Source organism: Agrobacterium sp. RAC06, from assembly GCF_001713475.1.
Lineage (GTDB): Bacteria > Pseudomonadota > Alphaproteobacteria > Rhizobiales > Rhizobiaceae > Allorhizobium.
Window position 1 is genome coordinate 2,681,372 of sequence record NZ_CP016499.1, and the last position, 19,780, is coordinate 2,701,151.

21 protein-coding genes and 1 pseudogene are annotated in these 19,780 nt (G+C 60.6%); 10 read left to right on the forward strand and 12 right to left on the reverse strand.

The features are described 5' to 3' along the window. The gene (deoA, locus tag BSY240_RS12945) at positions 1–1,317 is read left to right on the forward strand and encodes a thymidine phosphorylase (RefSeq protein WP_069042582.1); all 1,317 of its coding nucleotides are present in this window, start codon (positions 1–3) and stop codon (positions 1,315–1,317) included. A 12-nt stretch (positions 1,318–1,329) separates the two neighbouring features. Here the strand turns inward: deoA and BSY240_RS12950 are convergent, their stop codons facing one another. The 7 genes from BSY240_RS12950 to BSY240_RS12980 form a co-directional block, all read right to left on the reverse strand. Continuing rightward, positions 1,330–1,851 carry a TIGR02281 family clan AA aspartic protease gene (locus tag BSY240_RS12950; protein ID WP_069042583.1) on the reverse strand — a complete coding sequence of 174 codons (522 nt, stop codon included), beginning with the start codon at positions 1,849–1,851 and terminating at the stop codon, positions 1,330–1,332. Between the two features lie 123 nt (positions 1,852–1,974). Beyond that, on the reverse strand, positions 1,975–2,604 hold the full coding sequence (gene upp / locus BSY240_RS12955) for a uracil phosphoribosyltransferase (RefSeq protein ID WP_006725188.1): 630 nt from the start codon (positions 2,602–2,604) through the stop codon (positions 1,975–1,977). Between the two features lie 106 nt (positions 2,605–2,710). Further along, positions 2,711–3,679: an adenosine deaminase gene (locus BSY240_RS12960; protein WP_069042584.1), complete on the reverse strand. Its 969-nt coding sequence runs from the start codon at positions 3,677–3,679 to the stop codon at positions 2,711–2,713. Continuing rightward, positions 3,676–4,896 (reverse strand): phosphopentomutase, encoded by a 1,221-nt coding sequence (locus tag BSY240_RS12965; protein ID WP_069042585.1) that lies wholly within the window; start codon positions 4,894–4,896, stop codon positions 3,676–3,678. The genes BSY240_RS12960 and BSY240_RS12965 overlap by 4 nt, the downstream gene beginning before the upstream one ends. 90 nt (positions 4,897–4,986) lie before the next feature. Further along, complete coding sequence (locus BSY240_RS12970) at positions 4,987–5,610, reverse strand: TadE/TadG family type IV pilus assembly protein (protein WP_236759252.1); 624 nt, start codon at positions 5,608–5,610, stop codon at positions 4,987–4,989. Beyond that, on the reverse strand, positions 5,607–6,239 hold the full coding sequence (locus tag BSY240_RS12975) for a TadE/TadG family type IV pilus assembly protein (protein ID WP_069042586.1): 633 nt from the start codon (positions 6,237–6,239) through the stop codon (positions 5,607–5,609). The genes BSY240_RS12970 and BSY240_RS12975 overlap by 4 nt, the downstream gene beginning before the upstream one ends. Before the next feature lie 109 nt (positions 6,240–6,348). Next, positions 6,349–6,720 carry a pilus assembly protein N-terminal domain-containing protein gene (locus BSY240_RS12980; RefSeq protein WP_236759374.1) on the reverse strand — a complete coding sequence of 124 codons (372 nt, stop codon included), beginning with the start codon at positions 6,718–6,720 and terminating at the stop codon, positions 6,349–6,351. 502 nt (positions 6,721–7,222) lie between these two features. Here BSY240_RS12980 and BSY240_RS12990 point away from each other — a divergent pair. The 9 genes and pseudogenes from BSY240_RS12990 (at position 7,223) to BSY240_RS13030 (ending at position 16,150) form a co-directional block, all read left to right on the forward strand. Next, complete coding sequence (locus BSY240_RS12990) at positions 7,223–7,405, forward strand: Flp family type IVb pilin (RefSeq protein ID WP_069042589.1); 183 nt, start codon at positions 7,223–7,225, stop codon at positions 7,403–7,405. Positions 7,406–7,546: 141 nt separating this feature from the next. After that, the gene (locus tag BSY240_RS12995) at positions 7,547–8,059 is read left to right on the forward strand and encodes an A24 family peptidase (RefSeq protein ID WP_069042590.1); all 513 of its coding nucleotides are present in this window, start codon (positions 7,547–7,549) and stop codon (positions 8,057–8,059) included. A gap of 116 nt (positions 8,060–8,175) precedes the next feature. Next, positions 8,176–8,987 (forward strand): annotated as a pseudogene (gene cpaB / locus BSY240_RS13000) (Flp pilus assembly protein CpaB). Between the two features lie 13 nt (positions 8,988–9,000). Beyond that, positions 9,001–10,560 (forward strand): type II and III secretion system protein family protein, encoded by a 1,560-nt coding sequence (locus BSY240_RS13005; RefSeq protein WP_069042591.1) that lies wholly within the window; start codon positions 9,001–9,003, stop codon positions 10,558–10,560. Between the two features lie 59 nt (positions 10,561–10,619). Continuing rightward, positions 10,620–11,297, forward strand: coding sequence for a CpaD family pilus assembly protein (locus BSY240_RS13010; RefSeq protein WP_054149429.1), 678 nt, complete (start codon positions 10,620–10,622; stop codon positions 11,295–11,297). A gap of 33 nt (positions 11,298–11,330) precedes the next feature. Then, a complete protein-coding gene (locus tag BSY240_RS13015) occupies positions 11,331–12,620 on the forward strand; it encodes an AAA family ATPase (protein ID WP_054149428.1) in 1,290 nt (429 codons plus the stop codon). Positions 12,621–12,646: 26 nt separating this feature from the next. Further along, positions 12,647–14,131, forward strand: a complete 1,485-nt coding sequence (locus BSY240_RS13020; protein ID WP_054149427.1) for a CpaF family protein — start codon at positions 12,647–12,649, stop codon at positions 14,129–14,131. Between the two features lie 5 nt (positions 14,132–14,136). Continuing rightward, entirely contained in the window at positions 14,137–15,153 is a 1,017-nt protein-coding gene (locus BSY240_RS13025; RefSeq protein WP_069042592.1) for a type II secretion system F family protein, read from the forward strand. Between the two features lie 10 nt (positions 15,154–15,163). Then, positions 15,164–16,150: a type II secretion system F family protein gene (locus BSY240_RS13030; RefSeq protein ID WP_054149425.1), complete on the forward strand. Its 987-nt coding sequence runs from the start codon at positions 15,164–15,166 to the stop codon at positions 16,148–16,150. Between the two features lie 18 nt (positions 16,151–16,168). Here the strand turns inward: BSY240_RS13030 and BSY240_RS24165 are convergent, their stop codons facing one another. From BSY240_RS24165 to BSY240_RS13050, 5 genes are all read right to left on the reverse strand, one after another. Beyond that, on the reverse strand, positions 16,169–16,324 hold the full coding sequence (locus BSY240_RS24165; RefSeq protein ID WP_167494934.1) for a hypothetical protein: 156 nt from the start codon (positions 16,322–16,324) through the stop codon (positions 16,169–16,171). A 92-nt stretch (positions 16,325–16,416) separates the two neighbouring features. Further along, on the reverse strand, positions 16,417–16,878 hold the full coding sequence (locus tag BSY240_RS13035; protein ID WP_069042593.1) for an SRPBCC family protein: 462 nt from the start codon (positions 16,876–16,878) through the stop codon (positions 16,417–16,419). 103 nt (positions 16,879–16,981) lie between these two features. After that, the gene (gene pncB / locus BSY240_RS13040; RefSeq protein ID WP_054149518.1) at positions 16,982–18,286 is read right to left on the reverse strand and encodes a nicotinate phosphoribosyltransferase; all 1,305 of its coding nucleotides are present in this window, start codon (positions 18,284–18,286) and stop codon (positions 16,982–16,984) included. Between the two features lie 139 nt (positions 18,287–18,425). Further along, positions 18,426–18,722, reverse strand: a complete 297-nt coding sequence (locus tag BSY240_RS13045; protein ID WP_054149423.1) for a hypothetical protein — start codon at positions 18,720–18,722, stop codon at positions 18,426–18,428. 92 nt (positions 18,723–18,814) lie between these two features. Next, entirely contained in the window at positions 18,815–19,777 is a 963-nt protein-coding gene (locus BSY240_RS13050; RefSeq protein WP_069042594.1) for a 2-hydroxyacid dehydrogenase, read from the reverse strand. Positions 19,778–19,780 lie beyond the last annotated feature (3 nt).

A 19,780-nucleotide genomic window follows, 5' to 3' on the forward strand; every position in this document is an offset into this window, starting at 1 on the left:
ATGCTTCCCCAGGAGATCATTCGACGCAAGCGTGATGGCGGGACCCTGAGCGCGCAGGAGATCGCCGGCTTTATCGAGGGCCTGTCGAAGGAAAAGATCTCCGAGGGGCAGGTAGCGGCCTTTGCCATGGCCGTCTTCTTCAAGGGCATGACGCCGGATGAAATCGTGGCGCTGACGCTTGCCATGCGGGATTCCGGCGACGTGCTTTCCTGGGCAGGCGTCGGCAAGCCCGTGGCCGACAAACATTCGACGGGTGGCGTCGGCGACAATGTCTCGCTGATGCTGGCTCCGATCGTGGCGGCCTGTGGGCTGGCCGTCCCGATGATTTCAGGGCGCGGGCTTGGCCATACCGGGGGCACGCTCGACAAGCTGCAGTCGATCCCCGGTTACGACGTGATGCCTGACAATGTCACCTTCCGCCGGACGGTCGATCGTGCGGGCTGCGCGATCATCGGCCAGACAGGTGATCTGGCCCCGGCCGACAAGCGGCTCTATGCGATCCGCGACGTGACGGCGACGGTCGAATCCATTCCGCTGATCACGGCCTCCATTCTGTCGAAGAAACTCGCGGCCGGGCTGGAAAGCCTGGTTCTCGACGTCAAGGTCGGCAATGGCGCCTTCATGGCGAAAGCTGAGGATGCGGAGGCCTTGGCGCGATCGCTGGTGCGTGTCGCCAATGGCGCCGGCGTGAAGACCACGGCGCTTTTGACCGACATGAACGAGCCACTTGCCGACTGCGCCGGCAATGCGATCGAAGTGCTGAACGCCGTCGATTTTCTGAAGGGCTTGAAGAGCGGTACGCGACTCGAAGAGGTGACGCTGGCGCTCGGTGCCGAGATGCTGATCAATGCCGGCGTCGAGAGCAATCAGGCGGCCGCGCTTGCCCGTTGCAACCGAGTTCTGGCATCGGGCGAGGCTGCGGAGATCTTTGGTCGCATGGTGTCGGAGCTCGGCGGTCCCGCCGATTTCATGGACAAGGCAGAAACGCATCTCCCACGGGCCAAGGTTGAGATCGCCGTTCTTGCCGATGAGGACGGTTATCTAAGCAGTTGCGACACGCGTGGCCTTGGGCTTGCCGTTGTCGCGCTTGGTGGTGGTCGCCAGCGTCCTAGCGACAAGATCGATCACGGCGTGGGCATCTACGGCTTCAAGCCGCTGGGCACAAAGGTCGAAAAGGGCGAGCCGATCGCCTTTGTTCAGGCGAATGACGAGGCGACTGCCACTCAAGCCGCCAGGACGGTGGCGGAATGCTATCGCATTTCGGGAACGAAGCCGACGGCAGTACCGGTCATCGGGCTCAGGATCGCTGCCGAATAGCAGGCGCAAATCTCACTGGATCATCCTCAGCGTGCGCTTCTCCGCCGTATAGGACCTGAGTTTTGTCATGAAGCTCATGCCGACAAGCGTGGATGAGAGCGCCTCATCACCCAGAACGACAGCCTCGACGTTACGCACCCGGATACTGCCGATCTCGACCCGGTCAAGCGTCACGTGTGCGGCCTTGGTGACGCCGTTTGCAGTTCTCACCTGGTAACGGAAATCGAGCGCTGCCGGGCTGAACCCGAGGCGGCGGGCGGTCGAGACATTCATCGCCACCCTGGAGGCCCCGGTATCCACCATGGCATCCACCGGCTTGCCGTTCATCTTGAACGTTCCCGAATAGTGGCCATGGCGACCCATCGTGAGAACCGTCTGGCCGGATGGAACCGCTGCGGCAGGCTTTGCCACGACGGCAGCGGGTTCGGTCGTCTCGCGCTCGTCCAGCATGGCCTGAACCTTCTCCGCGATCGTCGGCCATTGGCTGGCGGACAAGGCGAGCATCATGACTGTGAACAGCGTGCGAGCGAACATCTGTTATCCCCGTGAGCGACGCCGGATCGTAGCAGCGGATCCGAAGAAGTTGGATAACGCAGGACGCAAAACGGCCCGAAACCGGGGTTTCGGGCCGTCAAAGCTTGCGATCTGGTTAAGAAATCACTTCGTTCCGTACATCCGGTCGCCGGCATCGCCGAGGCCGGGCATGATGTAGCCCTTCTCGTTCAGATGGCTGTCGATAGACGCGGTGAAGATCGGCACATCGGGATGCGCTGCGTGGAAATTCTTGATGCCTTCGGGGGCAGCCAAGAGGCAGAGGAAGCGAATGTTCTTCGCGCCGCGCTCCTTGAGCTTTTCGATCGCGGCGATCGACGAGTTGCCCGTGGCGAGCATGGGGTCGACGACGATGATCAGTCGTTCCGACAGGGCGTCGGGTGCCTTGAAGTAGTATTCGACGGCCTGCAGCGTCTCGTGGTCGCGGTAGACGCCAACATGGGCGACGCGGGCGGCTGGCACAAGTTCCAGCATGCCTTCGAGCAAACCATTGCCGGCACGCAGGATCGAGGCGAAGACCAGCTTCTTGCCTTCGAGGATCGGCGACTGCATCTCGGTGAGCGGCGTCTCGATCGTCTCCATCGTCAGTTCGAGATCGCGGGTCACTTCATAGCAGAGGAGAGTCGAGATTTCGCGCAGCAGCCGACGGAAGCTCGAGGTCGACGTTTCCTTGCGGCGCATGATCGTCAGCTTGTGCTGCACGAGGGGGTGATCGATGACTGTTACGCCGTCCATGGTCGAGCCTTCTTTTCTTGTTTTCTGAGGTGCTTCTATTTTCACGTTCTCTTGGACGCCCGCAAGAGCGATGCCGGAATTTAGCCGGTCTTCAACAGGCGTAGCATCAAAGACGGGCGAGAAGCCGCGCTCGCGTCTCCTCGTCGACGAAAGCGGCCTCGATGGCTGTGCGCGTCATGCCGTCGATCTCGGCATCGGTAAAGCCGAATTCGCTCGACGCCCAGTCGTATTCCTGGGCAAGTGATGTACCGAAGAAGGGTGGATCGTCGGAATTGATGCAGACCTTCACACCGGCCTCGTGGAACTTCTTGAGCGGATGGCTGGCGAAATCGGAAAAGACCTTGAGCGCGATGTTGGAGCCCGGGCAGACTTCCAGCACGGTGCCGAGATCAACGAGGCGGCGGACGAGCTCGGGATCCTCGATGGCGCGGACGCCGTGGCCGATACGAGCGGGTTTGACGAGGTCGAGGGCATCGGTGACGCTGAAGGCGCCGCAGACCTCACCGGCATGGATGGTGAGGCCGAGGCCAGCCTCGCGGGCGATGTCGAAGGCGCGGGCGTAATCCGCCACGCGGCCCATGCGCTCCTCGCCGGCCATATTGAAACCCGTGACCAGCGGATTGTTGCTGCGGGCGGCATATTCGGCAGCGGCAATGACGCTTTCCGGGCCGAAATGGCGCTCGCCGGTGACGATGATGCGGGCCTCGATGCCAGTCGCAGCCTTGGCGGCCTCAATACCGGCGGTGATGCCGGAGAGATAGGTGTCGGCACCGAGGCCGATGCGATCGCCATGGTCAGGCGAGACGATGATCTCGCTGTAGATCGTATCGACGGCTGCAAGCTCGCGCAGGTAAGTCTCGGTCAGGAGGGCATAGTCCTCTTCCGTACGGAAGAGGGCCGCCACACGGTCATAGGCCTTGATGAATTCGGCGAAGTCGCTCCAGACATAGGTGCCGTCGCGCATGAAGGTCGCAGGATCAACGCCGTATTTCTCGGCCTGGTCGAGCGCCAGCGCCGGCGGCGCCGCACCCTCGATATGACAGTGCAGTTCAGCCTTCTTCATTCGTCTCGTCACAGGAAGCTCCGTCCGTGGCGGCCGGGGGCGATCCCCAGATGCGCCGCGATGGTTTCGCCGATATCGGCATAGGTATTGCGCACACCGATGTTGCGCGAGCGCACGCCGGGGCCGAAGCACATGATCGGTACGCGCTCGCGGGTGTGGTCGGTGCCGCGCCAGGTGGGATCGCAGCCGTGGTCCGCGGTCATGAGAACCATGTCTCCCGGCTTCAGCTTGCGATGGACCTCCGGCAGGCGGCGGTCGAATGCTTCGAGCGCTGCGGCGTAACCCGGCACGTCGCGCCGATGGCCGAAGAGCATGTCGAAATCGACGAAATTGGTGAAGACGAGATCGCCGTCTTCGGCCTCGTCCATGACCTTCAGCGTCGCGTCCATCAGCGCCATGTTGCCATTGGCCTTGATGATGCGGGAGACACCCTGGTGGGCAAAGATATCGCCGATCTTGCCGACGGCATGGACCTTGCGACCGGCCTCGACGAGGCGGTCGAGCAGGGTCGGCTCCGGCGGAAGTACGGAATAGTCGCGGCGATTGCCGGTGCGCTCGAAGGTCTGGACGGTTTCGCCGATGAAAGGCCGCGCGATGACGCGGCCGATGTTCAAGGGATCAAGAAGCTTTCTGACGATCTGGCAGAGTTCGAGCAGGCGTTCGAGACCGAAATGGGTTTCATGGGCGGCGATCTGGAAGACGGAATCGCTTGAGGTGTAGCAGATCGGTTGGCCGGTCCGGATATGCTCCTCGCCAAAGCGGGCGATGACCTCGGTGCCGGATGCATGGCAATTGCCGAGGATGCCCGGCAGGTTCGCTTCGCGGCAGATCGCTTCCACCAGATCTGCCGGGAAGGCTTCCTCGCCTTCCGGAAAATAGCCCCAGTCGAACATCACGGGCGTGCCGGCGATTTCCCAGTGACCAGAGGGCGTGTCCTTGCCGTGCGAGACTTCGCTTGCCGCACCATGCAAGCCGAAGACCCGCTCGGGGACGGCCATGCCGTCGGGCGCCTTGCCGGTGGCGAGCCTAGCGGCCTCGATGAGGCCGAGTGCCGACATGTTCGGCACGACCAGCGGCCCATGCCGCAGCCCCTTGCGATTGCCGGCGCCGGCAGCACAGAACTCGGCGATATGGCCGAGTGTATCGGAGCCATGATCACCATAGGCGGGCGCATCGGGCGCGCCGCCGATGCCAAAGGAATCGAGAACGAAAAGGAAAGCACGTGCCATGTGAACACCACGGCCGGGTCTGGTTTGTTGTTCTGCCGGCCTTCGATCGCATCCTTAACGCCTGCGCGAAGGCTTGGCAAACGCCTCAGATCAGCAGCCTTGGCATTTGATTTCGGTGCCGAGGCGCTGGCGGAAGTAGTATTCCCGCGCAATGGTCAAGTTCTTGGCTTCGGTACCCGACAGGCCCGGCAGATACATCATCAGTTCGTGGCTGACGCTGAGTTCGCTGCGGATCAGAAATGTATCGGCAACAAGCATGTCAGCTGGCACGGGTGCATCCGTGCCGGCGGCATAGGGGGCGACGCCTGTGGTCGACCAGGACCACAAGACTTTCGCCGCTTTCGAGGAATCGATCTTTATCGCGCTGACGTTGATCAGCAGATCTTTCGACGGATAGGGCACGAAGATCGCGCCGGAGACATCCGCCATGCCCGCAAGGAATGTCTTGTCGACTGCCTCTTCGCGCGAAACGAGGTCTGCAATCGTGCTGCTTGCCATCGACGCCTTCTTGGCAACGCTCAAGCCCATGGTGAGCTCGAATGCCATCAGATAGAGCACGATCAGCATCGGCGCGACGAGCGCAAACTCGACCCCACCTACGCCCTGCCTGTCGCCCATCAGGCGCTTCAAATTGCAGACAAGGCCGAAGCAACCCTGGCGAAGGCTGGCGATGCTTCGTTTCAGCGCGGACATATCTCTGCCGTTCGCGGTCATGGATAGTTCTCGTTCTGGAAGGCGGTGGTGGCGACGATGAGGAAGTCTGACGGCAGGGACCCATCTGCGGGTCTGATGGTCGTGATGTAGGGGCGGACGAGATCGGTGATCACCTGCCAGCGATAATAGGCACGCAGCATGTTGACCGTGTCGGGCCCTCCGGGCGTGAACTTGAAGCTCGTCGTGTCGATGTCGGCGAAATTGGCCGTCGACACACGCGGGATGGTTTGCGGAATGTCTGCAAACTTGGGGAAGGTTCGGGCGTCGATATAGAGTTTGCTCGGCGTGGCGATTTCCGCCTCCGAGCACTGGATCATGATGTCTATCTCGTCACAAAACGCCTCCCGGAACTTGGTGACATCCATGTCCGTGGCAGGGCGGTTCATCTGATAGGTGATCTGTCCGGTGCGTATCTGCCGGCCCAGCGTGTTGACCGCATTGGTCACCAGCTGCTCGGCAGCGAAAGCGACGAAGGTTTCGATGATCGCGAAGATGATGAGGAAATAGGGTACAGCGAGAATCGCGAATTCGATCGCTGCAGCGCCGTCTTTCGATCGCGCAAGCTTGCGCCACAGCCGTGGTCTGCGGCGCTCAATGTGATGATCTCGATCGATATCCTGGCTGGTCATAGCCTTCTTCATCCTCAAAGCTCAGGAGAAGCTACGAGCCAAATATTGATTTTCCGTTTCCCGAATATTTACACTTTGCCACGCCGTCTGAAAGCGAAACTCAAGAGTATTACGGCGTAGCGCCGGTCTTTGCGTGTTCTTCGCAGTTCGGCGTGCAGGAGAGAACGGTGCGCGCGGTGGACTTAAACACCCGCACGGTGCTGGCCTCGTCGATGGATACGAGGATGCGTTCGTCCACGATGGCATTGCCGTCGGCATCCAGCAGGACAAGGTTCGTCGTGCCGTATGAACGGCCGGTCAGGACAATCGTGCGTGCGTCGGCGACGGTTGCATCGGCAACCTCGGCATTGCCGACGATCACCTTGCTCACCGGGCGATCCAGCTTCAGCACCCGTGCGCTGTTCATATAGACGCGCAGGATGCCCTCATCTTGCGCATGCACAACGGTTGCTGACGAAAGCGTGGCCAGGACCATGGTCATGGCGGCGGCAGCAGCAAGAAGACGATCGGACATGAACGTGCCTTTGAATACGCGCGTGGGGATGTTGCGGGAAGCATGCCGGCTTTTGGTGAACGAAGGGTTAAATGCATTTTTGCAGCGCCAGACAGAGCACTCGATCGGCTCGGCTAACAAATTTCGCCTGCGGCTCGAGGGACGGATTGGTCGAATGTGTGCCATTCGGGCGCAGCCTGGCGAGGAGATGCGTTAACATTTGCTGTCAAGGGGAAAGACCTTGGAACGCCGCACCCGTCATGAGGATGGGAAAGCTCCCGACAATGCGCCGTTTTGGCTGAGATCTGCGGCATCTTATCGGTCGATGCCAACATTCATTTACCACGCCGGAGGCTTGCGCCGTTTCACGATCTGGTAACCGTTTTTCTTAAGCCGATGGCAATAGGCCGCCGCTTAGGTTGACGACATCCGAGCAACGGCAAACAGTTGCCGGCAGTGCTGATCAACCTCGCGGAGTAGGAGAAATAACATGACCAAGCTTTTCGCACGTTTCGTCAAGGACGAGTCCGGCGCAACCGCAATCGAATACGGCCTTATCGCCGCCCTCATCTCGGTCGCCCTGATCACCGGCGCCACGACCCTCGGCGGCGCCCTGAACAACACGTTCCAGGGCATTTCGACCAAGATGTCTACGGCCGAAGGCGCCAACTAAGACTGGCGTAAGCAAGAATTTGAAGGCCGCCTCGACCAGGCGGCCTTTTCGCATTTGCGGCATGTTCAGAAGCTAGAACGAAGCTTCGTTTCCTGAATCTCAATACAAATCGGATATCGGGGCTGACGAGGAGTAGCGGCCATGTATTCAGCGATCGTCTTTATCGTGCTTCCAGCCTGTCTGGTTATGGCAGCGCTCACCGATTTCCTGGAGATGACGATCCCGAACTGGATCTCGCTCCTGCTCATCGGCGCCTTCGTCCTTATTGCCCCCTTCAGCGGATTATCCGCCATCGAACTCGGCTGGCATCTGGCGGCGGGTCTGCTGGTATTCATTGGATGTTTCAGCCTTTTTGCGCTCAATGTCATGGGCGGCGGCGATGCGAAGCTGCTGACGGCTGCGGCGCTCTGGTTCGGTTTCAACACCTCTCTCTTCGAGTTCCTCGTCTATACGGGATATCTCGGCGGTGTGCTGACCATCTTGGTCATGCTCCTGCGTGCCAACTGGGACAAGCTCGCGACTGTCGGCGTCCGACTTCCACAAACATTTATGATCGCCAACAAGATCCCTTACGCCATTGCCATTGGCGCAGCAGGTCTGCTGGCCTATCCGAGTTCACCGCTTGTAGTTTCAGCCATTCAGAAAGCGCTCTGACGAGGACTGAAGAAACCTTCCGTTAACTACAAATGTAAGCGGGTCATTAACCATAAGTACACCAATTCCTGATCAACCTTGCCGGTAGAACCTATTGCGTCGCCCGAGGATCGATCATGAAACCCGCCCGCCTCATCATACTCGCCGTCGCCGTCGTGGCTGCCGGTATGGCCGGTCTGCTTGCCATGCGGCTAAGCGGCAACCAGACCGTGATCGTGCAGGATGCCGTCATCGAGAAGGAACCGACCGTAGAGGTGCTCGTCTCCGCGGCGAACCTTCCGGTCGGTGCCTTCTCGATGAAAACTCCATGCGCTGGATGGCCTGGCCGGAAGGCAGCGTGGTGGATGGCTTCATCACAGCATCGACGCGGCCGGATGCCATCGCCGAGCTGTCCGGCGTCGTCGTTCGCCTGCCCGTCTTCGAAGGCGAGCCGCTTCGGCGTGAAAAGATTGCCGATTCCTCTTCCCGTATCCTCTCGGCGCTCTTGCCATCCGGCAAGCGGGCCGTCTCGACCGAGATTTCGGTGGCCACCGGCGCCGGCGGTTTCATCCTGCCGAACGACCGCGTCGACGTGATCATGGTCCGCAAAGGTGAGGAAGACAATTTCCTGACGGAGACCATTCTTTCCAATGTTCGTGTGCTGGCGATCGACCAGCAGATCGCGGAAGCCCCTGATGGCTCCAAATCCGTCATCGGCACGACGGCAACCCTCGAACTGACGCCGGACCAGACCAAGGTCATCGCTGTTGCGCAGCAGATGGCAGATCGTCTCTCGCTCGCACTGCGTTCGGTCGCCGACGCGCAGGAAGAAGACACGTCGGCTGCCGACCATCTGCTCAGCGGTGGAGACGGCCAGCCGATCATCCAGGTCATCAAGTCTGGCGAGGTGGTCAAGTCGACCTCATCGACCGCCAATTCCATGCAATGAGTGGAGACCCATCGTGGCCAGTCTGACACACAAACTCAAGGTATCGCTGACCGCAAGCATCGCCTTTGCCATGGCGATCACTGGCGCTCCGAGCTCCTTTCTTGACCACGGAACCATGGTGCCTGCAGCAGAGGCTGCGCAGCAGACGGTCTTGCGCATCACCAATTCCGGTCCGGGCGCCCGCCGGTCTTTGAAGCTTGGCCTGAACAAGGCGCTGGTTGTCGACCTGCCCGCAGATGCTCACGACATTCTGGTGGCAGACCCGGTGATGGCCGATGCCGTGACGCGCTCGTCGCGCCGCATCTATCTGTTCGGCAAGATGGTCGGCCAGACCAACATCTTCATCTTCGGCGCCAATGGCGAGGAGATCGTCAGCCTGGACATCCAGATCGAGCGCGATATCTCGGGTCTTGAAACCAATCTGCGCCGCTTCATTCCAGAATCCGACATCAAGGTCGAAATCGTCTCCGACAACATCGTCCTGACAGGCAGCGTGCGTACCCCGCAGGACGCCGCCCGTGCAGCCAGCCTTGCAGAGGCTTTCCTCAAGGGCGGTGAAGCAACGACGCGCAATACGACTGCCACCAGCGAGAGCAGCGGCGACGGCGCTGTGGCGATCTATGCCGAGCAGAGACAGACGTCGCAGATCGTCAATCTCTTGACCATCGAGGGCGAGGACCAGGTGACGCTGAAGGTCACCGTGGCAGAAGTCAGCCGGCAGGTGCTGAAGCAGCTCGGTTTCTCGGGCAGTATCTCCGACGGATCGACCGGCATCAGCTATGCCAATCCGTCGAACCTCGGCAATGCCATCGATCCGACAGGGACGGCTGTGATTTCTGCTGGTATCGGCGGCCTCGGGCTCAATACCTACATCAATGCCATGGAGCAGGCCGGCGTGATGCGCACGCTGGCCGAACCGAGCCTGACCGCAATCTCGGGCGAGCCCGCGAAGTTCTATGTCGGCGGCGAATTCCGACTTGCCGGACCGCAAGAAGTGTCGAGCGACGAAGAAGACGGCATTTCCATCGAACGCACGACGCAGAGCATCGACTACGGCATCGAGTTGAACTTCCGCCCGGTCGTTCTCGCACCTGGTCGTATCAGCCTGCAGATCGAGACCAATGTCTCCGAGCCGACCTGGGAATCCTCGCAGGTCACGGGTAACGTTCTCAACCAGGTCCCGGGCTCGACCTTCCTGTCGATCCGCAAGCGCGAGGCCTCGACCACCGTCGAATTGCCGTCCGGTGGCTCGATCGTGATTGCAGGTCTCGTTCAGGACAATATTCGCCAGGCGATGTCCGGTCTGCCGGGTCTATCCAAGGTGCCTGTGCTCGGCACGCTGTTCCGCAGCAAGGACTTCCAGCGCAACGAGACAGAACTCGTGATCATCGCGACACCCTATCTGGTGCGCCCCGTTGCACGCGGCGCCCTGTCGCGACCGGATGACAATTTCAACCCGGAAAACGACGGCGCGACCTTCTTCCTGAACAAGGTGAACAAGGTCTATGGCCGCCGCGAGAACAACCAACCGACCGGCCAGTACCATGGCGCTGTCGGCTTCATCTACAAGTGAACGGCGTGAGGATCGAAATGAAACATTCGGCACGTCAAGTCAGGGAAAGTCGGCCAGCCATGGCATCAGTGGGTCATTCATTCCAGCGTATCCTCCTCGCCGGCCTCGTTCTCGGAACAGCCGTCGCACTTTCGGGTTGCGGCAGCACGAAGGACCGGATGACGACGTCCGCCATCCCCGACGACTACCGCACGCGACATCCCATCATGCTAAGCGAAGTGGAACATACACTCGATGTTCCGATCGCATCCGGCGACCGCAGACTGACGGTTGGCGTGCAGGATTCGATCGCCGGTTTTGCCGCAGACTATCTGTCGGCGTCGACGGGCACGATCCAGGTCATGGTGCCGCACGGCTCGCCGAACTCCGGCGCGGCGTCGGCCATGCGCAAGCAGATCCGCCAGGTCCTGACCACCCGGGGCGTTGCGGCCAACAAGATCATCGAAACGTCTTACCAGGCAGAAGCCAACAGCAATGCGGCCCCTGTCAGGATCAGCTATGTCGCGATCACCGCGATGACAAATCCCTGCGGCGAATGGCCGGAGGACCTGCAGAACAACACCTTCAGCAACAAGAACTATCATAATTTCGGCTGCGCGACGCAGAGCAACCTCGCCGCACAAATCGCCAATCCGATGGATCTCGTTACCCCCCGCGACATGGCTCCGATCGACGCCACCAGGCGCTCGACCGTGATCGGACTTTATCGCCGGGGCGCCGACACCTCCACGAATTGATGCGACTGCGGTCCAAGAGGACAGGATGAGAGCATGAACGCGATCGACTATGACATCGGCGAATCCACTGAGGGATATCGGAGCGCTTCCGAGAGCGTGATCGCAGGCGACGTCGAGAACCTGCGTCCGCTGCCGCGCATCTCGATCCATGCCTTCTGCATCAGCGAAGGCGTGCATCGGACGATGGAGCAATGCGCCGGCGACCGACGCATGGCGCGTGTCAGCATGCGCATCACGCATGGCAATATCGCGGCTGCCGCGAACATGTTCTCCTCGACGCCGACGCCGAACCTCATCATTCTGGAAACCGACGCCGGACCGCGCGACCTGATGACGGAGCTGGCACCGCTGGCCGAAGTCTGCGATCCGAGCTCGCGGGTGATCCTCGTCGGCCGGCACAACGATATCGCGCTCTACCGCGAACTGATCCGCAGCGGCATTTCCGAATACATCGTGGCGCCCTTCACCATGGCCGACATGATGAGTTCAATCGCCTCGATCTTCGTCGACCCGGAGGCCGAGCCGCTCGGCCGCAGCATCGCCTTCATCGGCGCCAAGGGCGGCGTGGGTTCCTCGACCATCGCGCATAACTGCGCCTTCGGCATCTCGTCGCTGTTTTCGACGGAGACCGTGCTTGCCGACCTCGATCTGCCTTTCGGGACCGCGAATATCGACTTCGACCAGGATCCGGCCCAGGGCATGGCAGAAGCCGTATTTTCGCCGGAGCGTCTCGACGAGGTCTTTCTCGACAGACTGCTTACGAAATGCGGCCAGAACCTCTCACTGCTCGCAGCCCCGTCGATGCTCGACCGCGGTTACGACTACGAGCGCGGCGCCTTCCAGCCGATCCTCGACGTTTTGCAGCGGAGCGCTCCCGTGACGGTGCTCGACCTGCCGCATACCTGGGCCGACTGGACCCGTGCTGTGCTCTCCGACGTCGACGAGATCGTCATCACCTGCGCACCGGACCTCGCCAATTTGCGCAACATGAAGAACATGATCGACGCATTGAAAAAGCTGAGGCCGCAGGACAAGCCGCCGCATCTGATCCTCAATCAGGTGGGCATGCCGAAGCGGCCGGAAATCGCGCCATCCGACTTCTTCGAACCGCTTGAGCTCGATCCGGTCGCAATCATCCCGTTCGACGCCCAGCTTTTCGGCACCGCTGCCAATAGCGGCCGGATGATCAGCGAGATGGACGGGAAATCTCCGACGGCAGAGACATTCTCGCAGCTCGCACATCTCGTGACGGGCCGGGCCACGATCAAGAAACCCAAGAAGGCGGGTCTCGGCTCGTTCATCGAAAAGCTGCGCAAGAAGTAGACCGCTAACAGGAACAGGTAGAGCTCATGTTTGGCAAACGCGGAAACGACGGTTTCGGCAAGGGCGGGGCGGGCGTCGGCACGATCCCGACACAGCCGGCTGCTGCTGCGCCCGCGGCACGCTCCAGCACGCTCATCGAACCCGGCAGCCCGGAGGTCAGCACGCGTCAGCAGGTGACGCCGCCGTCGATGCAGACGCCCGGCCGCAAGAAACCGCCGCGGACAGAAGACTATTACGACACCAAGAGCCAGGTGTTTTCCGCGCTCATCGACACGATCGATCTGTCGCAGCTCGCCAAGCTCGACGGCGAAAGCGCGCGTGAAGAAATCCGCGACATCGTCAACGACATCATCACGATCAAGAATTTCGCGATGTCGATCTCCGAGCAGGAAGAGCTGCTCGAGGATATCTGCAACGACGTTCTGGGTTACGGCCCGCTCGAACCGCTCTTGGCCCGCGACGACATCGCCGACATCATGGTCAACGGTGCCGGGCAGACCTTCATCGAAGTCGGCGGCAAGACAATCGAATCGGAAATCCGATTCCGCGACAATTCGCAGCTTCTGTCGATCTGCCAGCGCATCGTTAGCCAGGTCGGCCGCCGCGTCGACGAAAGCTCGCCGATCTGCGACGCGCGCCTGCCCGACGGCAGCCGTGTCAACGTCATCGCCCCGCCGCTGGCCATCGACGGTCCGGCGCTTACCATTCGTAAGTTCAAGAAGGACAAGCTGAACCTCGCCCAGCTGGTCAAGTTCGGCGCGATCACGCCGGAAGGCGCAGAAGTGTTGCAGATCATCGGCCGCGTCCGCTGCAACGTGGTCATATCGGGCGGTACCGGCTCGGGTAAGACGACGCTTCTGAACTGCCTGACGGGCTTTATCGACACCGACGAGCGTATCATCACCTGCGAAGACACGGCCGAACTGCAGCTGCAGCAGCCGCATGTCGTACGTCTGGAAACGCGCCCGCCGAACATTGAAGGCGAAGGCGAAATCACCATGCGTGACCTCGTCAAGAACTGCCTGCGTATGCGCCCAGAACGCATCATCGTCGGTGAAGTGCGCGGACCTGAGGTTTTCGACCTTCTTCAGGCGATGAACACAGGTCACGACGGATCAATGGGCACCATCCACGCCAACACGCCGCGCGAATGCCTCAGCCGTATGGAATCGATGATTGCCATGGGCGGCTTCTCGCTGCCAGCCAAAACCGTGCGCGAAATCATCTCCGGCTCTATCGACGTCATCATCCAGGCAGCACGTCTGCGTGATGGTTCGCGCCGCATCACCCACATCACCGAGGTAATCGGGATGGAAGGCGACGTGATCATCACCCAGGACCTGATGCGCTACGAGATGGACGGCGAGGACGCCAACGGCAAGATCATCGGCCGGCACATGTCGACCGGTATCGGCAAGCCGCATTTCTGGGATCGTGCGCGTTATTACAACGAAGATCGTCGACTGGCGGCAGCACTCGACGCCATGGAACAGAAGTCCAAGGGGATCTGACCAGCATGTTCGGCATCGATCCTACCATTCTGGCCATTGTCGTCCTCGCGGCCGTCTCGACAGGCGCGATCGCCTATGGTGTGCTCTATTCGAAGATCGAGACCGAGAAAAAGACGGCAACCCGCATCAACCGCGTGCGGTCTGCCGAAACCGACACCAACCAAATGAAGGCCGCCCGCGACCGCGTGCAGGAGATTTCCAAGCGACGCAAATCGGTGCAGGACTCGCTCAAGGAACTCGAGAAGAAACAACAGCAGGACAAGACCAAGAAGGCCAATGCCGCCAGCCTGAAGGCGAAGCTGGTGCAATCGGGTCTGGCGATTTCCCTGTCCCAGTTCTATATGGTGAGCGTCCTGATAGGACTGGTCGTACTGGCGGTGACGTTCCTTGCGGGCATGGGACCGCTGGTGATCGCAGGTGCTACATTCGTCGCCGCTTTCGGCCTACCCCGCTGGTTCGTCGGGTTTCTCGTTGGCCGTCGCCAGAAGAAGTTTCTCGAAGAATTCCCCAATTCGCTCGACGTCATGACACGTTCCATCCGCTCGGGCCTTCCGCTCAATGACGCAATCCGGATGATTGCGTCGGATGGTCAGGACCCGGTCAAAACGGAGTTTCGGCGCATCGTCGAGTCCCAGCAACTCGGCCTGAGCGTGCCCGATTCCGTGGCCCGCATGCATCAGACCATGCCGCTGAGCGAAGTCAGCTTCTTTGCCATCGTCGTCGCGATCCAGGGCCAGGCGGGCGGCAACCTCTCCGAAGCGCTCTCCAACCTCTCGCGCGTCCTGCGTGACCGCAAGAAGATGAAGGCCAAGGTCAACGCTCTGTCGATGGAAGCGAAGGCATCGGCCGCAATCATTGGCGCACTGCCCTTTATCGTGGCCCTGCTCGTCTACCTGACGTCGCCGGACTACATCATGATCCTGTTCACGGATTCCCGCGGACACCTGATCCTCGGCGTCTCGGCTGTCTGGATGAGCATCGGCCTTCTGGTCATGCGCAACATGATCAACTTCGAGATCTGAGGAGCGGGCGATGACGGAAGACTGGGCCGCACAACTGACAGATCCGACGCTGCTGATCGCCGTTCTCGTGGGGCTCGCGGTGTTCGGCACGTTCTACACCTTCGCCATGCCCTATCTGGAACGTGGCGACCTGAACAAGCGCATGCGTGCTGTCTCGACCGAGCGCGACCTGATCCGCGCACGGGAGCGGGCAAAACTTAACGCCGAAGTTGCCCAGAGCCGGGCATCACTCAGAGCGACGAACAACAAGTCGGTGCGGCATATCGTTGAACGGTTCAACCTGCGCAAGGCGCTGGTGGACGACAACACGGTCGACAAGCTGAAGGCTGCAGGCCTGAGATCACAGAACGCGTTGAACATGTTCCTTGTGGCGCGTTTCCTATTGCCGTTCGGAACACTCGCTCTTACGGCTTTCTGGATCTTCGTGCTCGGCAATCTGGCCGAAAAGGCGCTGCCGATTCGACTCTTCGTCACCATTCTTGGCGGCTATCTCGGCTTCTACCTGCCGAACATCTACGTTTCGAACCGCATCACAAAACGCCAGCAGTCAATCAAGCGCGCCTGGCCGGATGCGCTGGATCTCATGCTGATCTGCGTGGAATCGGGTATCTCGCTGGAGGCTGCAATGCGGCGCGTATCGGACGAGATCGGTGAGCAGTCGCCCGAACTCGCCGAGGAAATGGTGCTGACCACGGCCGAACTTTCATTTCTTCCCGACCGCCGCCAGGCGCTCGAAAATCTTGGCACACGCACGCAGCTCGACGGCGTCAAGAACGTGGTTCAGGCGCTCATTCAGGCCGACCGATACGGTACACCTGTCGCGCAAGCTCTGCGCGTGCTTGCGCAAGAGGGACGCGACGAACGCATGAACGAAGCGGAGAAAAAGGCAGCAGCCCTTCCGCCGAAGCTCACCGTTCCGATGATCCTGTTCTTTCTGCCGGTGCTGATCGCCGTCATTCTGGGCCCCGCAGGGATCCAGGTCTCCGACAGGTTCTGATGGGCCGACTGGCCGCTATCAGTGGACGGTCGCGAGTTCTTCTTCGAGCAGCTTCAGTGCATCCTGCAGCGCTTCAACCAAGATGTCCGTCAGTTCGTCGGATTTGTTCTCGAGAAGCATCAGCTTGACCGCCATGTCCTGCTGCTCGAAATACTGGTCAGGTCCTTCGTTCATCATCATGTCCCCTTAAGGCCGAATCATCTCGGCTGGTTCCACGATGCCGCCGCTTCCTTGTGCCGGGCTTTCACCCGATCCTGCGTCATCCGTCAAGCGTCAGTCTCGACCCCACCGGTCACTGCGGAATTGAAGTTCGAGAAAAACTCGCCTGCGAGCTTCTTCGAGGTCGATTCGATCAGACGGCTTCCCAACTGGGCGATCTTGCCGCCGACCTCGGCCTTTACCGTATAGGTGAGCAAGGTCGCTCCGTCCTCTTCCGGTGTCAGGGTCACATCTGCACCACCCTTGGCAAAGCCGGCAAGGCCACCCTTGCCTTCGCCTGATATCGTATAGGAATGCGGCGGATTGAGATTGTGCAGCTCGACGGCCCCTTCGAACTTTGCCTTGATCGGCCCGATCTTCAGAACGACCTTGGCGGCCATCTGACTGTCAGAGGTCTTTTCCAGGCTTTCGCAGCCCGGAATGGACTGCTTGAGGATTTCGGGATCGTTCAGCGCACGCCAGACGGTTTCCACCGGCGCCTCGATGCGCTCGCTGCCTTGCATGTCCATCCGGTCGTCCTCCCTTGCAGATCGCGGGCTCCCTCCCGCAGTCCCAGACTGCATGGCGAAGGCGGCGGATGCAAGACTGCTAAAGCATCAGTGCAACCGACCGTCAGACGAGTACGGCCTGCTCGACGCGGTCCTGAGAGCCGAAGAAGCGGAGGTAACGCTCGACTTCCTGCGGATCCCCGGTCGCCTTGCGCGGGTTGTCGGAAAGCTTGACCGCCGGGCGACCGTTGGCTTCCGAGACCTTGCAGACAATGGAAATCGGCTTTAGGCCAGCGATCTCCACGGGCGCGCAGCCGGCGAAATCATTGGTGAGATTGGTACCCCAGCCGAAGGACATGCGAACGCGGCCGGCGAAATGGCGGTAGGTGTCGATGATCGCGTCGACGTCCAGACCGTCCGAGAAGATCAGGAGCTTCTTGCGCGGATCGCGGCCCATCTTCTTCCACCATTCGATGATCTTCTCGCCGCCTTCGATCGGGGGCGCGCTATCCGGTCGGAAACCGGTCCAGTCGGCGACCCATTCCGGTGCATGCTGGAGAAAGGACGTGGTGCCGTAAGCATCAGGCAAAACAATCAGCAGATTGCCGCCGTAGAGGCGATTCCAGTCTTTCAACACCTGATAAGGGGCTGCGGCCAGTTGCTCATCGGTCTTTGCCAGTGCTGCAACGACCATGGGCAATTCATGGGCATTGGTACCGACGGCTTCGAGATCGGAATCCATGGCAAGCAGCACATTGCTCGTGCCGGTGAAGGCCGGGCCGATACCTTCCTTCAAGGCTTCCACGCACCAGCGCTGCCAGAGGAAGCTGTGCCGGCGGCGGGTGCCGAAGTCGGAAATGCGCAGACCCGGCAATTCGCCTAGGCGCTCGACCTTCGACCACATCTTCGCCTTGGCACGCGCATAGAGCACGTCCAGAGTGAAATAGCCGAGCGAGCGCATGGCGGCCCGCGAGCGCAGCTCGTTTATGATGGCAAGCGCCGGAATTTCCCACAGCGTGGTTTCCATCCAGGAGCCGTGGAAGGTCAATTCGTATTGGCCATCGCGCTTGGAAAGTTCGTATTCAGGGAGCTGGAGATTGCCGAGCCAGGCGAGGAATTCAGGCTCGAAGATCTGAGCGCGACCGTAAAACGTGTTACCGGCCAGCCAGATCATTTCCTTTTTTGTCAACCGCAGCGAACGAACATGATCGAGCTGGTCGCGCAACTCCTGCTCGTCGATCTCGTCGGCGAGCCTGACCGAGGTCGTGCGATTGATGAGCGTGAAGGTCGCGTTCACCTGCGGATAGAGCTTCCAGATCATCTGGAGCATCAGCAGTTTGTAGAAGTCCGTATCGATCAGGCTGCGGATGATGGGATCGAGCTTCCAGGCATGATTGTAAACCCTGGTCGCGATATCTGTCTTGGTCATGATCGATTGCCTTGCCATCCGCAGGGGGACTGCGGGGGACGGCCGAAACGCTTCGGCCGTTTCCGCTGCAGTTATCGGCAATCACCGGAGGAATGTCCAGAGAGCGCCATTACGCCGCTCTCCGCAAGATTTAACCGAATTACTGGCTGGGTGTCGGGCTGGACTCCGGCACGATCTGACCCTGGCCGTTGTTCTCGCTCGGCGACGGGGCCGTCTGCTCGACCGGCTGATTTGCCGGCTCACTCGGTGCAATCGAATTGCCCCACCATTCGGCCGGGATCCAGACGAGCATGGCGAGGATCAGCCCGCCGAGCAGCACGATGAGGACCGGTTTGCCTTTAGAGCCCTGACGCGCATCCGTCGGCGTCATCGGTTCCGGCTTCAGGCCCCGCGTTCGGCGGTCGGTCGTGTCTGGAAGATCGGTTCGGCTGCTCATGTCGTTGCTCCCTGTGTCCTGAGGCGCGCAAAGCGCGAATTCTCAGGGGAAACGGGAGCTCCAGCGGGTTTGTTCCCGCAATTCTCGGGCGGCTAGTAACCAGCTGTCCGGTCGACAACGAATTCAAGGGGCTTGCCAGCCTCGAACAGGCCGATCTGCGCTTCGACATGGCGGAAGAGCGCACGAACATCGGAGGCGGCTGCGGCGTGGGGCGTCACGATCACGTTCGGCATCGACCAAAGCGGGCTGTCGGAATCGAGCGGCTCCTTTTCGAACACATCGAGGGACGCCGCCTTCAGCGTGCCGTCCTTGAGGCATTCGACCAGCTCTGCTTCCTTCTGGCTCCCGCCGCGACCGGCATTGAGAAAGATTGGACCGCCCAGGGGGCCGGAGCGACGCAGCTTGGAAAACAGAGCGCGGTCGTAGATGCCGCGTGTATCGTCCGTCAGCGGCAGCAGGCCGACCAGGATATCGGTGCGGCCGAGGAAGGCGTCGAGCCCGTTTGCATCGAAGGTTTCGACGCCATCGATCTCTTTTTCGCGACGAGACCAGCCTATGACATTAAAGCCGATGATCTTGAGCTTGTGAACGGCATCTGCGCCCAAGACCCCGAGGCCCATGACGCCGACCGTGACATCCCGGGCTTCCGGTTGATCGGCAATCTCATGCCAGACGCGATGCTGCTGCTGGCCAGCATAGGCAATGCCGTTGCGCAGATGATGGAGGCATTGCCAGACGACCCATTCGCTCATGCGGTCCGTCAGGCTGCGATCGACAAAACGGACGATCGGGAGATCCGGCAGTTCATAGGCCGAGAGGATGTGATCGACACCGGCACCGCCGGAGAAGATGGCCGTGAGCCCGGTTGCACGACGGAAAAGGGCCGGATCCGGTTTCCAGACCACGGCGAATTCGGCATCCGATAGGTCTCGGTCCGCATGCGCCGGGTCACCCATGTCGATGACCGGACGATCGGGGAAGGCCGAGCGAAGAGCATTGACGACGCTTTCGCGCGCAAAGCGGAGATCGACGACGACGGGGCGTTTTTCGGACATTGC

Excerpts from the sequence above, each read along its gene's own strand:
- BSY240_RS13010 (WP_054149429.1), top strand. The coding sequence starts at position 10,620 with ATGGCATCAGTGGGTCATTCATTCCAGCGTATCCTCCTCGCCGGCCTC.
- BSY240_RS12990 (WP_069042589.1), top strand. The coding sequence starts at position 7,223 with ATGACCAAGCTTTTCGCACGTTTCGTCAAGGACGAGTCCGGCGCAACC.
- BSY240_RS12965 (WP_069042585.1), bottom strand. The coding sequence starts at position 4,896 with ATGGCACGTGCTTTCCTTTTCGTTCTCGATTCCTTTGGCATCGGCGGC.
- BSY240_RS12950 (WP_069042583.1), bottom strand. The coding sequence starts at position 1,851 with ATGTTCGCTCGCACGCTGTTCACAGTCATGATGCTCGCCTTGTCCGCC.
- BSY240_RS12995 (WP_069042590.1), top strand. The coding sequence starts at position 7,547 with ATGTATTCAGCGATCGTCTTTATCGTGCTTCCAGCCTGTCTGGTTATG.
- BSY240_RS13035 (WP_069042593.1), bottom strand. The coding sequence starts at position 16,878 with ATGGACATGCAAGGCAGCGAGCGCATCGAGGCGCCGGTGGAAACCGTC.
- upp (WP_006725188.1), bottom strand. The coding sequence starts at position 2,604 with ATGGACGGCGTAACAGTCATCGATCACCCCCTCGTGCAGCACAAGCTG.
- BSY240_RS13030 (WP_054149425.1), top strand. The coding sequence starts at position 15,164 with ATGACGGAAGACTGGGCCGCACAACTGACAGATCCGACGCTGCTGATC.
- BSY240_RS13050 (WP_069042594.1), bottom strand. The coding sequence starts at position 19,777 with ATGTCCGAAAAACGCCCCGTCGTCGTCGATCTCCGCTTTGCGCGCGAA.
- deoA (WP_069042582.1), top strand. The coding sequence starts at position 1 with ATGCTTCCCCAGGAGATCATTCGACGCAAGCGTGATGGCGGGACCCTG.
- BSY240_RS13025 (WP_069042592.1), top strand. The coding sequence starts at position 14,137 with ATGTTCGGCATCGATCCTACCATTCTGGCCATTGTCGTCCTCGCGGCC.
- BSY240_RS12975 (WP_069042586.1), bottom strand. The coding sequence starts at position 6,239 with ATGACCAGCCAGGATATCGATCGAGATCATCACATTGAGCGCCGCAGA.
- BSY240_RS12970 (WP_236759252.1), bottom strand. The coding sequence starts at position 5,610 with ATGACCGCGAACGGCAGAGATATGTCCGCGCTGAAACGAAGCATCGCC.
- pncB (WP_054149518.1), bottom strand. The coding sequence starts at position 18,286 with ATGACCAAGACAGATATCGCGACCAGGGTTTACAATCATGCCTGGAAG.
- BSY240_RS13045 (WP_054149423.1), bottom strand. The coding sequence starts at position 18,722 with ATGAGCAGCCGAACCGATCTTCCAGACACGACCGACCGCCGAACGCGG.
- BSY240_RS12980 (WP_236759374.1), bottom strand. The coding sequence starts at position 6,720 with ATGACCATGGTCCTGGCCACGCTTTCGTCAGCAACCGTTGTGCATGCG.
- BSY240_RS13015 (WP_054149428.1), top strand. The coding sequence starts at position 11,331 with ATGAACGCGATCGACTATGACATCGGCGAATCCACTGAGGGATATCGG.
- BSY240_RS13020 (WP_054149427.1), top strand. The coding sequence starts at position 12,647 with ATGTTTGGCAAACGCGGAAACGACGGTTTCGGCAAGGGCGGGGCGGGC.
- BSY240_RS24165 (WP_167494934.1), bottom strand. The coding sequence starts at position 16,324 with ATGAACGAAGGACCTGACCAGTATTTCGAGCAGCAGGACATGGCGGTC.